At 72.8% G+C, this 13158-nt stretch carries 15 protein-coding genes; 7 read left to right on the plus strand and 8 right to left on the minus strand.

Going from position 1 to position 13158, the window contains the following annotated elements:
• The coding region (locus SRB5_RS13850) for a response regulator (RefSeq protein WP_153452257.1) at positions 1–372 on the minus strand (372 nt) is incomplete at its 3' end.
• A complete protein-coding gene (locus SRB5_RS13855; protein ID WP_153452258.1) occupies positions 369–1541 on the minus strand; it encodes a sensor histidine kinase in 1173 nt (390 codons plus the stop codon). The genes SRB5_RS13850 and SRB5_RS13855, both read right to left, overlap by 4 nt.
• 167 nt (positions 1542–1708) lie before the next feature.
• Here SRB5_RS13855 and SRB5_RS13860 point away from each other — a divergent pair, with 167 nt between their 5' ends.
• The 4 genes from SRB5_RS13860 (at position 1709) to SRB5_RS13875 (ending at position 6250) form a co-directional block, all read left to right on the plus strand.
• Positions 1709–2650, plus strand: coding sequence for an ABC transporter ATP-binding protein (locus SRB5_RS13860; protein ID WP_153452259.1), 942 nt, complete (start codon positions 1709–1711; stop codon positions 2648–2650).
• 41 nt (positions 2651–2691) lie between these two features.
• Entirely contained in the window at positions 2692–4287 is a 1596-nt protein-coding gene (locus SRB5_RS13865) for an ABC transporter permease subunit (protein WP_153452260.1), read from the plus strand.
• Complete coding sequence (locus SRB5_RS13870; RefSeq protein WP_153452261.1) at positions 4284–5081, plus strand: ABC transporter permease subunit; 798 nt, start codon at positions 4284–4286, stop codon at positions 5079–5081. Before SRB5_RS13865 ends, SRB5_RS13870 begins: the two co-directional genes overlap by 4 nt.
• A gap of 203 nt (positions 5082–5284) precedes the next feature.
• Positions 5285–6250, plus strand: a complete 966-nt coding sequence (locus tag SRB5_RS13875; RefSeq protein ID WP_153452262.1) for a helix-turn-helix transcriptional regulator — start codon at positions 5285–5287, stop codon at positions 6248–6250.
• Positions 6251–6274: 24 nt separating this feature from the next.
• On the opposite strand, the gene SRB5_RS13880 is transcribed toward SRB5_RS13875, so the two are convergent.
• From SRB5_RS13880 to SRB5_RS13895, 4 genes are read right to left on the minus strand one after another with little or no spacing between them, the layout of a single operon-like run.
• Positions 6275–6871, minus strand: coding sequence for a class I SAM-dependent methyltransferase (locus SRB5_RS13880; RefSeq protein ID WP_153452263.1), 597 nt, complete (start codon positions 6869–6871; stop codon positions 6275–6277).
• On the minus strand, positions 6855–7511 hold the full coding sequence (locus SRB5_RS13885; RefSeq protein ID WP_153452264.1) for an HAD family hydrolase: 657 nt from the start codon (positions 7509–7511) through the stop codon (positions 6855–6857). Before SRB5_RS13885 ends, SRB5_RS13880 begins: the two co-directional genes overlap by 17 nt.
• A gap of 22 nt (positions 7512–7533) precedes the next feature.
• A complete protein-coding gene (locus tag SRB5_RS13890) occupies positions 7534–8037 on the minus strand; it encodes a GNAT family N-acetyltransferase (protein ID WP_194292926.1) in 504 nt (167 codons plus the stop codon).
• Positions 8038–8085: 48 nt separating this feature from the next.
• Complete coding sequence (locus SRB5_RS13895) at positions 8086–8877, minus strand: GNAT family N-acetyltransferase (protein WP_323377878.1); 792 nt, start codon at positions 8875–8877, stop codon at positions 8086–8088.
• Positions 8878–8963: 86 nt separating this feature from the next.
• Between SRB5_RS13895 and SRB5_RS13900 the strand changes: the two genes are divergently transcribed.
• On the plus strand, positions 8964–9368 hold the full coding sequence (locus SRB5_RS13900; RefSeq protein WP_153452267.1) for a MerR family transcriptional regulator: 405 nt from the start codon (positions 8964–8966) through the stop codon (positions 9366–9368).
• Complete coding sequence (gene trxA / locus SRB5_RS13905) at positions 9365–9691, plus strand: thioredoxin (protein WP_153452268.1); 327 nt, start codon at positions 9365–9367, stop codon at positions 9689–9691. Before SRB5_RS13900 ends, trxA begins: the two co-directional genes overlap by 4 nt.
• Here the strand turns inward: trxA and SRB5_RS13910 are convergent.
• A complete protein-coding gene (locus tag SRB5_RS13910) occupies positions 9688–10350 on the minus strand; it encodes a M15 family metallopeptidase (RefSeq protein ID WP_153452269.1) in 663 nt (220 codons plus the stop codon). The two genes, trxA and SRB5_RS13910, sit on opposite strands and share 4 nt — an antisense overlap.
• 131 nt (positions 10351–10481) lie before the next feature.
• On the opposite strand from SRB5_RS13910, the gene SRB5_RS13915 reads away from it, so the two are divergent.
• Positions 10482–11369, plus strand: coding sequence for a restriction endonuclease (locus tag SRB5_RS13915; protein WP_153452270.1), 888 nt, complete (start codon positions 10482–10484; stop codon positions 11367–11369).
• An 8-nt stretch (positions 11370–11377) separates the two neighbouring features.
• Here the strand turns inward: SRB5_RS13915 and dnaB are convergent, their stop codons facing one another.
• Positions 11378–12835, minus strand: a complete 1458-nt coding sequence (gene dnaB / locus SRB5_RS13920) for a replicative DNA helicase (protein ID WP_153452271.1) — start codon at positions 12833–12835, stop codon at positions 11378–11380.
• Between the last annotated feature and the right edge of the window lie 323 nt (positions 12836–13158).

The following is a 13158-nucleotide window of genomic DNA, read 5'->3' on the forward strand; positions in this document are numbered from 1 at the left end:
GCTCGTGTCCAGGGCACTCCCGCTCCCGGTCAGCGAGTCGACGAAAAACCCGGCGAGACGCCCGCGGGCGGCGGTCTCGGCCAGCACCCGCTCCCAGTACCGCGAGACCGCGCCCGCCCCCTCCCCCTTCCCGCTCCCGCTCCCCTTCGCCGTCCCTTTCCCGACGAGCCGCGTGGTGGCCTCGATGCCGTCCATGCCGGGCATCCGGACGTCCATCAGCACCACGTCCGGCCGCTCCCGGGCGCAGACGCGGACGGCCTCGGCGCCGTCGGAGGCGAGGCCGACCACCGTGAAGTCCGGCTGGGTGCCCAGGAGGCCCGCGAAGCCGGTGCGGACCACCTGGTGGTCGTCGGCGATGACGATACGGGTCATGTGCCCTCCTCCTGGGGGATCGGCAGCGTGGCCTCGACGAGGAACCCGCCGCCCGGCGCGGGTCCGGTGCGCAGCTCCCCGCCGACGGTGAGCGCCCGCTCCCGCATTCCGCGCAGCCCGTGGCCGGGGGACGAGGGACTGGCCGGCGGTCCGGGGCCGTTGTCCCGGATCCGCAGCCGCAGGACGTCGTCCGCGTAGTGCAGCTCCACGTCGACCGCGGCGCCGCGAGCGTGCCGGCGGATGTTGGTGAGCGCCTCCTGGACGATGCGGTACGCCGTGAGCTCGATCCCGGGGTCGAGCGGGGCGACCTGTCCGCTGACGATCAGCCGGGCGAAGGTCCCGGAGGCGTCCCGGGCCTCGTCCAGCAGTTCGTTGAGCTGGGTGAGGCCCGGCTGGGGGCGGCGCTGGGGGGCCCTGACCCCGGAGTCCTCGCGGAGCACGCCGAGGAGCCGGCGCATCTCGGTGAGCGCGGCACGGGCCGTGTCCCCGATGTCCAGCAGCCGTTTGGCGCCGGCGTCGGGCATGCCGGGGGTGGTGAGCCGGGCCGTCTCCGCCTGCACGGCGATCATCGAGATGTGGTGGGCGACGACATCGTGCAGCTCGCGGGCGATGCGCGCGCGCTCCCCCCGCGCCGCGTGCTCCACCAGCGTGTCGGCCATGATCTGCTCGGTGGCGGTCAGCGCCGCGGCGTTCGTCCGGGCCCGCCGGTCGCTGCCCGTGGCTGCCAGACCCGCGCTGCCCACGGCTATGAGCACGGCGTATCTCCTGGCCGCCTCCGACGTGTCCGCCAGCGCGAACACCAGATAGGGCAGGATCAGCAGCAGGGCCAGCGGGCGGCCGGCGGACAGCCCCAGCCCGTACAGCACGATCAGCTGGGCCGCGAACCCGGCGACGGTCAGCACCATCGGGTCCGACTGCATCGACGTCAGACAGGCGACGGTGACGGTCGTGGCCGCCACCAGTACCTGGCCGCGGAGTAGAAGCAGCGGCAGCGTCGTCCCCAGCGCCAGCAGCACCCCGTACACGAAGTCCGTCCCGGGCCCGGCGCCGCGGGCCATGACCTCGACGACCGCGAACAGGGCGAGCGGCACCGCGAGAAGCACCGGCCTGTCCAGACCGGTGTCCACCCCTCGTGCGACCGCCGAACGGCCGCTGCTCCCCTGTGTCATGCGGCCATTGTCCCGGGATCCCGGGGCCCGGCGCGTCCCCCTGGTCAGCAGTTCTGTCGTCCCTCGCACGGGGGACGAACGAGCCTCGGGTCCCTCGTGCCAGGGGTGCCGAAGACGGCTCCGGCAGGTGACGACCCGGACTGGCCCGGCTCCCTAGTGTCTGAGACATGGAGGCAACCATCGAAGTGCGCGAGCTGCGCAAGCAGTTCGGCAGGACCGTGGCGGTGGACGGGCTGTCGTTCACCGTGGAGCCGGGGCAGGTCACCGGCTTCGTAGGGCCCAATGGGGCGGGGAAATCGACGACGATGCGCTCGATCCTGGGACTGGACACCCCCGACGGGGGCCAGGCACTGATCGGCGGGAGACGCTACGCGCAGCTGCGCACGCCGCTGCGGGAGGTGGGGGCGCTGCTGGACGCGGCCGCGGTGCATCCCAGCCGCCGCGGCCGGGACCATCTGCTGTGGCTGGCCCGCTCGCACGGCATACCGCGCCGCCGGGTCGACGAGGTGATCGGCCAGGTGGGGCTGGAGTCGGCGGCCCGCCGCCGGGCCGGGGGCTATTCGCTGGGCATGCGGCAGCGCCTGGGGATCGCCGCCGCGCTGCTGGGCGATCCACCTGTGCTGATGTTCGACGAGCCGGTCAACGGGCTGGACACCGAGGGCATCCGCTGGATCCGCGGGTTCGTGCGCACCCTGGCGCGCGAGGGCCGGGCGGTGCTGATCTCCAGCCATCTGATGAGCGAGCTGGAGGACAGCGCGGACCATCTGGTGGTGATCGGCCGCGGCCGGCTCATCGCCGACACGAGTGTGGCGGAGCTGCTGTCCGCCGCCTCCGGCGACCGCGTCGCCCTGCGGACCACAGCCCGTACGGACGCGATGGGCGTGCTGGCCCGGGAGGGCGCGCAGGTCGCGGCCGACGGCCGGGACTCTCTGACGGTGACCGGCATGCGGGCCGAGCGGATCACGGCGGTGCTGGGCACGGCCGGGGTGCCGTTCTCGGAGGTGCGCGAACACCGCGCGACGCTGGAGGAGGCGTACATGGAGCTCACCCGGGACTCCGTGGAGTTCGCGGCGACCGGGCCCGAGCCCGTGGAAACGGGGGAGCTGTGAGGACCGAGACCCCGCCCACCCCGACTCCTTACCGCTCGTCCTTGCCGCCGGGCAGGGACGGCTTCCTTCAGCTGCTGCGGGCCGAGCTGACGAAGTTCCGCTCGGTGCGGCGCTGGCTGATCGGACTCGCCGCGGCGGCGCTGGTGTCGGTCACGCTGACGATGCTCGCCTCGAACTCGGGCCCGGGAAACAACCAGGCGCCGGACGCGCTGGCCGGCCCCGGCGGGGGCGCGGTCCAGGACCGGTTCCGGTTCGTGCACCAGCCGTTGACCGGCGACGGCGAGATCGTCGCCCGCGTCGTGTCGATGGCGGACGGCTCCGGCGGCAGCGGCGAACGCGAATCGACGGTCCCCGGCGACGAGGACCACGGCATCGTCGCCTGGGCCAAGGCCGGCGTCCTGATCAAGGACGGCACGAAGCAGGGCTCGCGCTACGCGGCCCTGATGGTCACCCCCGGACACGGGGTGCGGCTGCAGCACAACTACACCGAGGACCTGGCCGGCAGCGACGCCGCCCCGAAGAACCGCTGGCTGAAGCTCGTCCGCAAGGGCACCGGCTTCACGGGCTACGAATCGGCGGACGGCAGCGACTGGACGAAGGTCGGCACGGTCACCGTGGCCGGACTGCCGCGCACCGCGGAGGTCGGCCTGTTCGTCGCCTCGTCCGACCGCTACACGGTGGAGCGCTCGTTCGGCACCCTCTCGGAGGGCGTCGGCCCCAGCAAGGCCACCGGGGTCTTCGACCATGTCACGCTCAACGGCGCCGCGTCCGACGCCTGGACGGGAGAGCCCATCGGCGAGCTCAGCCTGCCCAAGGTGCCCGACCGGCCCGACGACCGGCCCCTCGACGAGCAGGAGAACAGGGAGGAGCTCCCGCCGCGGCAGGAGATAGAGGACCTCAAAGGCAGCGACCGGGAGTCCGGCGGCGTGTTCACCGTCACCGGCTCGGGGGACATCGCCCCCGACGCGTTCGTCGGCGGGGACAATCTCACACAGGGCCTGGCCGGTTCCTGGGTGGCGCTGATGGTGTTCGCCGCGCTCGGCACCCTGTTCATCACCTCCGAGTACCGGCGTGGCATGATCCGCACCACCCTGACGGCCACCCCCCGCCGGGGCCGGGTCCTCGTCGCGAAGGCACTGGTCATCGGGGCGGTGTCGTTCGCGGTGGCCCTGCCGGCCACGGCGCTGGGCTTCGCCTGGGCCCAGCAACGTATGCAGGACCACGGCTACGTCCCGCCGGTGTATCTCGAGTACTCCCTCGCCCACGGCACCGGACTGCGGGCCGTGATCGGCACCTCGGCGATGCTCGCCCTGGTCGCCGTGCTGGCCCTGGCCGCCGGGGCGGTGCTGCGGCACAGCGCCGGCGCGATCACCGGTGTGATCCTGCTGATGCTCGCCCCGCTGATCCTCGGCGGCGCACTGCCCCTGGGGGCGACGCAGTGGCTGTTCCGGCTCACCCCGGTCGCCGCGTTCTCCGTGCAGCGCTCCGGCATGTACTACCCGCAGATGGAGCGGCCCTGCATGCCGGAGAACGCCTGCTATCCGCTGGCGCCCGCCGGCGGACTCGGGGTACTGCTGCTGTGGGCGGCCGCCCTGCTGGCGCTGGCGGTCTGGCGGCTGAGGAAGAGTGACGTATGACCGCCGCCGGACGCGCACTGCGCGCGGAGTGGACGAAGCTGCGCACGGTGCCCAGCACCTGGTGGCTGGCCGGCACCGCGATCGCCCTGATGGTGATCGTGGGCGCGGGGACGGTGTCCGGGGTGTCGACCGACCACTGCCCCACCCCGGCCGGGTGCCACGAGGACACGGTGAAGCTCAGCCTCACCGGGATCTGGCTCGGGCAGGCCGCCGCGGCGGTCCTCGGCGCGCTGGCGCTGAGCAGCGAATACGGCACGGGCACGATCCGTGCCACGCTCACCGCGATGCCCCGCCGGCCGGGGGTGCTGGCCGCCAAGGCGGTCGTGGTGGCGGCGGTCGTGGCCCTGGCGGGGGCGGCCGGGGTGGCGATATCGCTGCTGACGGCACGGCTGATGCTGCCGGGCAACGGCTTCACGAGGGCGGCCGGCTATCCCCCCGCCTCCCTCGCCGACGGCCCGACCCTGCGCGCCGCCGTCGGCACGGTGCTGGTCCTCGTCCTGGTCGCCCTGATCGGCCTCGGCCTCGCCGCGATCCTGCGCGACACCGCCGCCGCCCTCACCGCGGCCCTGGCGCTGCTCTATCTGGCGCCGCTCCTCCGGACGGTGATCCCCGACGACCGCTGGGTCCACCGGCTCGATCGCTACGCCCCCATGCCGGCAGGGCTGTCCGTCCAGGCCACGAAGAATCTCGCCCAGCTGGCGATAGGCCCCTGGCCCGGCCTGGGAGTCCTCGCCGCGTACGCGGGAGCGGCGCTGGTGGCGGGCGCGGTGGTGCTGCGGGTCCGCGACGTGTAGGGCCTGCGGAGGTCGCCGGGCACGCGGGCGGGCGGGTGGGCCCGGGGGCTGGTGGGCCCGGGGCCGCACGCGGGCGGACGGGCCTGAGGCCGCACGCCTCTGCCGCCGGGAAGGCCGGGCAGACGGGCGGGCAGGCGAGCGGACGGGCGGCGGTGCCCCGGCCCGTGGTACGGGCTGTCGGTGTCCGGCGGTAGCGTCACCGTATGCGCGCCGCCCGTCTGGTGACCCTGCTGCTGCTCCTGCAGAACCGCGGCCGGATGACCGCCGCCCAGCTCGCGGCGGAGCTCGAGGTGTCCGTCCGCACCGTGTACCGCGACGTCGAGTCGCTGAGCGCCGCCGGTGTCCCCGTCTACGGGGAGCCAGGGCACGACGGCGGGTACGCGCTGCTGGACGGCTACCGCACCCGGCTGACGGGGCTCACGGCCCCGGAGGCGGAGGCGCTGTTCCTGGCCGGGCTGCCCGGGCCCGCCGCGGAGCTGGGCCTGGGGTCGGTGCTGGCGGCGGCCGAGCTGAAGCTGGAGGCGGCGCTGCCCGCGGAGCTGCGGGCGCAGGCGGGGCGGATCCGGGAGCGGTTCCACTTCGACGCCCCGGGCTGGTATCGCGACGCCGACGAGGTGCCGTATCTGCCGGCGCTCGCCGCGGCGGTGTGGCAGCGGCGCGCGGTGCGGGTGCGCTACCGGCGCTGGTACAGGCCGGAGGAGGTCGAGCGCCGCCTCGAGCCGTACGGCATCGTGCTGAAGGCGGGCCGGTGGTACGCGGTGGCCTGCGCGGGGACGGGCATCCGCGTCTACCGCATCGGGCAGATCCAGGCCCTGGAGCCGCTGGACGAGGAGTTCACGCCGCCGCCCGGTTTCGATCTGGCCGCCCACTGGGCGTCGCACACCGCCGAGTTGCAGGCCCGGCTGTGGCAGGGCGAGGCCGAGATCCGCATCTCCCCCGCCGGCCGCGCCCGCCTGCCGGACCTCACGGTGCAGGCGGTGCAGGACGCGGTGGACGCCGGCCACGACGAGGACGACGGCTGGCGGCGCGCCGTCATCCCCATCGAGAGCCTCGTCCACGCCGAGACGGAGCTGCTCAAGCTGGGCGCGGAGGTCGAGGTCCTGGCACCCCCGCAGCTGCGGGAGCGTATGGCGGCCACGGCCCGCGCCCTGGCCGAGCGCTACGCGTAGCGCCGCCCCGGGCGGAGCACCGCCTCAAGACGGCCTCGCGAGCAGCACCCGGGTCCAGCTGACGCCGGGACGGCCGCTGTAGTCGGCGTGCCCGGTGCTGTTCTCCACGGCGTCCAGGCCATGGACGGCGCCCAGCTCGACCGTCTCGTCCCCCGACACGTCGAACATCCGCCGCCCCTCGGGAACGGGCCCGTGGCGCAGCGTCAGGAACACCCGCCCGCCCGGCGCCAGCAGCCCGGCCAGCCGCCTCATCCCGGCCGCCCGCTCCCCGGCGTCCAGATGCATCCACACGGCGCTGAGCAGCACGAAGTCGAACTCCCCGCCGACCCCCGGCAGCTCCGGCAGCCCGGCCGGCAGCCAGACCACCCCGCTGTCGCCGTGCAGCCGCCGCGCGTGCGCCAGCATCTCGGCGGTGGGCTCGGTGGCGGTCACCGTATGCCCGAGCCCCGCCAGCCACGCGGCGTCCCGGCCCGTACCCGCGCCGATCTCCAGCACCCGGCACGGCTCCGCCGGAAACAGATGCAGCTCGGCGGCATGCAGGTCGGCCGCACCGCGGCCCTCGTAACGGCGGGCGAGGTCGTCCGCCTCCGCGCCGTACCCCGCGTTACTGGCCAAGTGCATCGATAACCCCCGGAAGTTCACGCATCGAACGGAAGACGACCGTACCCTCCCCGGCCAGCCACTCGCCCGGCGTCACCCCGCCCGCGAAGCCCAGACTCCGCATCCCCGCCGCCCGAGCCGCCCGCACCCCGTACTGGCTGTCCTCCACCACCACGCACACCTCCGGCGCGAAGCCCATGGAGCGCGCCGCGTGCAGGAACAGGTCCGGGGCCGGCTTGCCCCGCGCCACCTCGGTCGCGGAGAATATCCGCCCCTCGAAGCGGTCCCAGAGCCCGGTCCGGCCCAGCGTGTGCCTCATCTTGCCGTGGCTCCCGCTGGACGCCACACACGTCGGCAGCGTGATCGCGTCCAGGGCGTCCTCGATGCCCTCGACGGCGGTCAGCTCGGTGTCGATCGCGACCCGGTGCAGCTCACGGTTGCGCTCGTGCCAGCGGTCGGCGGCCTCCCCGCCCAGCCGCTCGGTGATCATCGCGTGGATGGACGACTCCGACTTCCCCACGAACCGGTCGATCACCTCGTCCGCGGTGAGCGTCCAGCCGAGCTCGTCACCGATCTCGATCTGGATCCGCACGGCCAGACGCTCGGTGTCGACCAGCACCCCGTCACAGTCGAAAATCACGAGCTCAATGGGCTTGTTCATGACCATGAGGCTAACCGGACCCTCACCCGGCCACCGAAGCGGCCCGAAACCCCAGCGCCGCGTACAGCCGCTCCGCCGCCGGAGTCTCCGCCGTCAGACGGAAGTCCCGCTGCCCCCGCCCCCGCGCCTCCCCGATCACCACCCGCGTCACCTCGTACGCCAGCCCCGCCCGCCGCACCCGAGACAGCGTGCCCACCGTATGCACTTCACCGTCCACCCCGCAGTGCGCCCCCGCCAGCGCCTCACCCCCGGCACCGAACGCCCCCGCGACAATGCGCCGCCCATAGCGGATCGACTCCGCCGTCTCCGCCACCGTCCCGTCCGCCGTCAGCTCACCGGCGAGCGAGGCGACCGTCCCCGCGTCCCCGTACGCGATCCGCACCGCCGCCAGCACCGACGCCAGCCCCCGATCACCGGCCCCGACGATCCGCACCGACACCCCCCGCGGCAACGCCCGGGGCTCCGCCGGCGGGGTGCGGGCGTCGAGGAACATCTGCGGCAGGTCTGCTTCGTACCCGAATGTCACCGAAGCATCCAAGCGCATCCCCCGCCCACACCCGACACCCGCCCCCGCTCACCCCTCCGCGATCAGCGCCGTGGCCTGCCGTACGAAGCCCAGCCGCCGGTAGATCCGCGCCACGGACTCGTCCTCCGCCGACAGAAACACCGTCGACACCCCCCGCCCCCGAGCCGCCACAGCCAGCGCCCGCGTCACCGCGTAAGCCAGCCCCCGCCGCCGCGCCCCGGGCAGCGTCCCGACCCCCGCGATCTCCGCGACCCCACCCACAGGCATACAGCTCCCCGCACACAGCACCCGCCCCGCAGGGTCCACCGCCGCCGCGACGACCTTCCGCCCCGCCCCGATCGCCCCGGTGTTCACGGCCACCGTCCCGTCCCCCGCGAGCCGCACCGCGATCTCCTCCGCCGTCCCCTCGGCCCCGAACGCCACATGCGTCACCGCCAGCGCAAGCCCCAGCGCCGGATCATCCGCCGCCAGCAGCCGCACCTCCACATCCGGCACCGCGACCTCGGCCGCCGGCTCCCCCGCCAGCACCAGCAGCGGATGCTCGGACACCGCCAGCCCCGCCCCCTCCACCGCCGCCCGCAGCCACGGCGTCACCTCCGCCACCCACTCGAACGCCTCCGGCACCCCCAGCTCCCGCTGCCGCGCCCGCACCTTCACCACGTCCGACACGTCCCCCGCCGCCCCCGACCCCGGCCGCGCGTAATACGGGAACCCGGCCCCCTCCCGCACGAACAGCCGCAGCGCACCGAACTCCTCCACCCGGGCAGCCGCCCGCGGCACCGCGTCGTAATACGCCTCTATCGCCTCAACCAGCACCGTCGCACCCTCCTCGGAGATCACCGCCGCATCCAACCACCCCACCGGACGCCCGCACACCGGATAAACCCCTGGCCTTGACCCCGACGTCAAGCCGTACCGTCGACGGCATGCGGATCGGAGAACTGGCGGACCGGGCGGGCACCACCACCCGCGCACTGAGGTACTACGAGGCGCGCGGCCTGCTGCCCGCACGCCGCACCGCGCAGGGCCACCGCGCGTACGACGAGGACGACCTGCGCCTGCTGCGGGAGATCCGCCAGCTGCAGGACTACGGATTCGAACTGGAGGAGACCCGCCCCTTCGTCGAATGCCTGCGCTCCGGCCACGACGAAAGCGACGACTGCCCCGCCTCCCTGGACGTCTACCGCCGCAAACTCGCCGAACTCGACACCCTGATCGGCCGCCTCACCACCGTCCGCGCCGAAATCGCCGACCGCCTCACCCAGGCCTCCGGCCTCCCCCCGACCGACACCGGCCCCCGCTGCGAACTGACCCCCCAGGAGGAAAGATGAGCCACGTCCCCGCCGTCACCGACGACACCTTCACCACCGAGGTCCTGGCCTCCCCGCTCCCCGTCCTCGTCGACTTCACCGCCGCCTGGTGCCCGCCCTGCCGCATGATCGCCCCCGTCCTCGAATCCCTCGCCGAGGAGGAGACGGACCGGCTGCGCATCGTCACCCTCGACGTCGACACCAACCCCCGCACCCAGGCCGCCTACCACGTCCTGTCGATGCCGACCCTCATCCTCTTCCGCGACGGCGAACCCCTCACCCAGCTCGTCGGCGCCCGCAGCAAACTCCGCCTCCGCAAGGAACTCGAGGACGCCCTCCGCTAACACCCCTCGAGCTCCACCGGCCCGTAACAGGCCGCCGCCGCACCCGTCCCCAGCGCCCAGTAGCGGTCGCCGTACGACCAGTGCCACCACTCCGTCGGATAGTTCACCAGCCCCGCCCCCACCAGCGCCGCACCCAGCACCGCCCGGTTCGCGGCCGCCTCCGCGGAGATGTTCGCCGCCGCCGTGTAGCACGCGCCCGCGCTCTCCTCCGGATTCGCGTTCATCCGCGTCCCCAGATCCAGCTCCCGCCCGTCCCCGTCCGCCAGCGTCAGATCGACCGCCGCCCCCGCACTGTGCGGGGCGATCTCCGGCGGCGACACATACCGGCTCGCGGCCGTACGCACCTCCTCCGCCGACCACTCGGGCCGCGCCTCACGCAACTCCCGCGCGTACCCCTCGAAATACCGCCGCTGCAGCGCCGGCGGCCGATACCCCTCGACGAACAGCAGCCGCAGCCCGTCCGGCAGCGTCCCCTGCGCCTCGACCAGCCGCTCCAGCACCCCCCGCCGCAGCCACAGCTGAGCACCCCCGGAATCCACCTCCTTGCGCCCGTCGAGCAGCAACCGCCCGTCGACCCGCAGATCCACCAGCGGCTCACCGCACTCCTCCACGGGAACGGCGGCCACCCGCGGATCGGACATCAGCACCACATCGCTCATGCCAAGATCCTCCCCCAGCGCCTCCACCCGGACCGCACCGGGACGACCGCCGCAGTATCGATCGTGCCTTCATACGATCTACGTCGTTACTCCCTGTAAGGGCAACCGCCCGCACCGGGAAGGACACCGACATGGACCACGAATCACTCCTCGCCTCCCGCGCCCTGCGCACGGAGGTGGCCGGCCGGACCGAGGCACTGGACAAGGTCAAGGCCCTCGTCCTGCTCCCCGACGGACTGCATGTCACGACCAAGATGGTGGCCGACTACTTCGGCATCGGGCTCAAGACGCTCGAATCCCTCGTCCTCGACCACCGCGACGAACTCGAATCGAACGGCTACCAGGTTTTGGCAGGTGCATCACTGACCTCCTTCAAGAAGGTCTGTGCCGTCTCCCCCCGTGTGAACAGCATCGCCCTCTTCACCCGCCGCACCGTCCTCAACGTCGCCATGCTCCTCCGCGACAGCGTCGTCGCACGTCACGTACGCACCCACCTCCTCGACCGAGCGGAGTCCACCCCCGGCCGCCCTGTGGACAACTTCATCCACAGCCTGGCCGAATGGATCGACACCCGCATCGAGGACGCCCTCACCCACACCGGCCGCACCGACCGCGAACGGGAGGCCGCCGGCACCCTCGCCGCGCTCGACGCCATGACCCCCGCCGAGTTCGAGCAACACATCGCCCGGCTCTGCCGCCGCGACGGCTGCGAGCAGATCACGGTCACAAGCGGTCACGGCGACCGGGGCGCCGACATCATCGGCTACACCCCCTCCGGCCGCCGCCTCGTCGTCCGGTGCGAGGGCCGCACCGCCGCCACCACCATCGGCAGCGGCGACGTCCAGAAGTTCATCGGCACGGCCGGGCTCGACCACCGGGCGGACGCGGCCCTCTACGTCGCCACCTGCCCCTTCACCCGCGAGGCCCTGCTGCTCTCAGCCCGCCACGAGGTGACGGCCGTCCACCGCGGCCTGCTGGAGGCCTGGAACAACGGCACCAGACTCCGCGCCCTCGGCTGACGGACCCGTCAGGTCTGCGCCATGTCCTGGAACCGCGAGTAATGCCCCTGGAACGCCACCGTGATCGTCGCCGTCGGACCGTTACGGTGCTTGGCCACGATCAGATCCGCCTCACCGGCGCGCGGCGACTCCTTCTCGTACGCGTCCTCACGGTGCAGCAGGATCACCATGTCGGCATCCTGCTCGATGGAGCCCGACTCACGAAGATCCGACACCATCGGCTTCTTGTCCGTCCGCTGCTCCGGACCACGGTTCAGCTGCGACAGCGCGATCACCGGCACCTCGAGCTCCTTCGCCAGCAGCTTGAGATTACGGGACATCTCCGACACCTCCTGCTGACGCGACTCGGGTCGGCGCGCCCCGCCCGACTGCATCAGCTGCAGATAGTCGATGACCACCAACTGCAGATCACTGCGCTGCTTCAGCCGCCGGCACTTCGCCCGGATCTCCATCATCGACAGGTTCGGCGAATCGTCGATGTACAGCGGCGCCCCCGTCACATCCGGCATCCGCCGCGCCAGCCGCGTCCAGTCCTCGTCCGTCATCGTCCCGGACCGCATGTGGTGCAACGCCACCCGCGCCTCCGCCGACAGCAGCCGCATGGCGATCTCGTTGCGCCCCATCTCCAGCGAGAAGATGACACTCGGCAGATTGTTCTTGATCGAACAAGCGCGCGCAAAATCGAGCGCTAGTGTGCTTTTCCCCATGGCAGGCCGCGCCGCGATCACGATCATCTGCCCCGGATGCAGCCCGTTCGTCAGCGAGTCCAGATCCGTGAACCCCGTCGGCACACCCGACATCTGCCCGCTGCGCGAGCCGATCGCCTCGATCTCGTCGAGGGCGCCCTCCATGATGTCGCCCAGCGGCAGATAGTCCTCCGACGTCCGCTGCTCCGTCACGGCGTAGATCTCCGCCTGCGCGGAGTTCACGATCTCGTCGACGTCGCCGTCCGCCGCGTATCCCATCTGGGTGATCCGCGTGCCCGCCTCGACCAGCCGGCGCAGCACCGCCCGCTCGTGCACGATCTCCGCGTAGTACTCCGCGTTCGCCGCGGTGGGGACCGTCTGGACCAGGCCGTGCAGATACGGGGCGCCGCCCACCCGGCCGATCTCGCCGCGCTTGACCAGCTCGGCCGCCACCGTGATGGGGTCGGCCGGCTCGCCCTTCGCGTACAGGTCGAGGATCGCCCGGTAGATCGTCTCGTGCGCCGGGCGGTAGAAGTCGGGGCCCTTGAGGACCTCCACCACATCGGCGATGGCGTCCTTCGACAGCATCATGCCGCCGAGCACCGACTGCTCCGCGTCCAGATCCTGCGGCGGCACCCGCTCGAACCCGGACGGGCCGCCGCCGGCGAAGGCGTCGTCCTCGGGGCCGCGGTCGTGCTGCTCCCCGTTGCGGGGCCGGCGCGAGAAGGGCAGCCGGTCACCGGAAGGCCCGGCGGGCCGCTCGCCCACGTAATCCGTCATCTCCGCCCCTCCTCACAAGTCCTTCGGGACCCCGCACCCGGCACACCGCACCGGGTACAACTCCCATTACTACGGCACGGGTCTGACAATCCCGGGCCCCTGCGCCGGAAGGGACCGGAGTGCCGGACGACGACGACCGGGCGCTCCACGATAGGCGCTCCGCGACCCCACCCCAATTCGGTTATCCACAGGGTGCTGTGGACGAAAGAGGGCTTCCTGTGGAAAGAGGGCCGGAAGCTGGGGACGGCTCGGTGGACAGTACTGTGAACAAGCTGACTCCCCTCACTCAACCACCCACCTGACCTGCATCTTCTCCATCCACC

This window comes from Streptomyces smaragdinus, from assembly GCF_009604385.1.
GTDB classification, from domain to species: Bacteria; Actinomycetota; Actinomycetes; order Streptomycetales; family Streptomycetaceae; genus Streptomyces; species Streptomyces smaragdinus.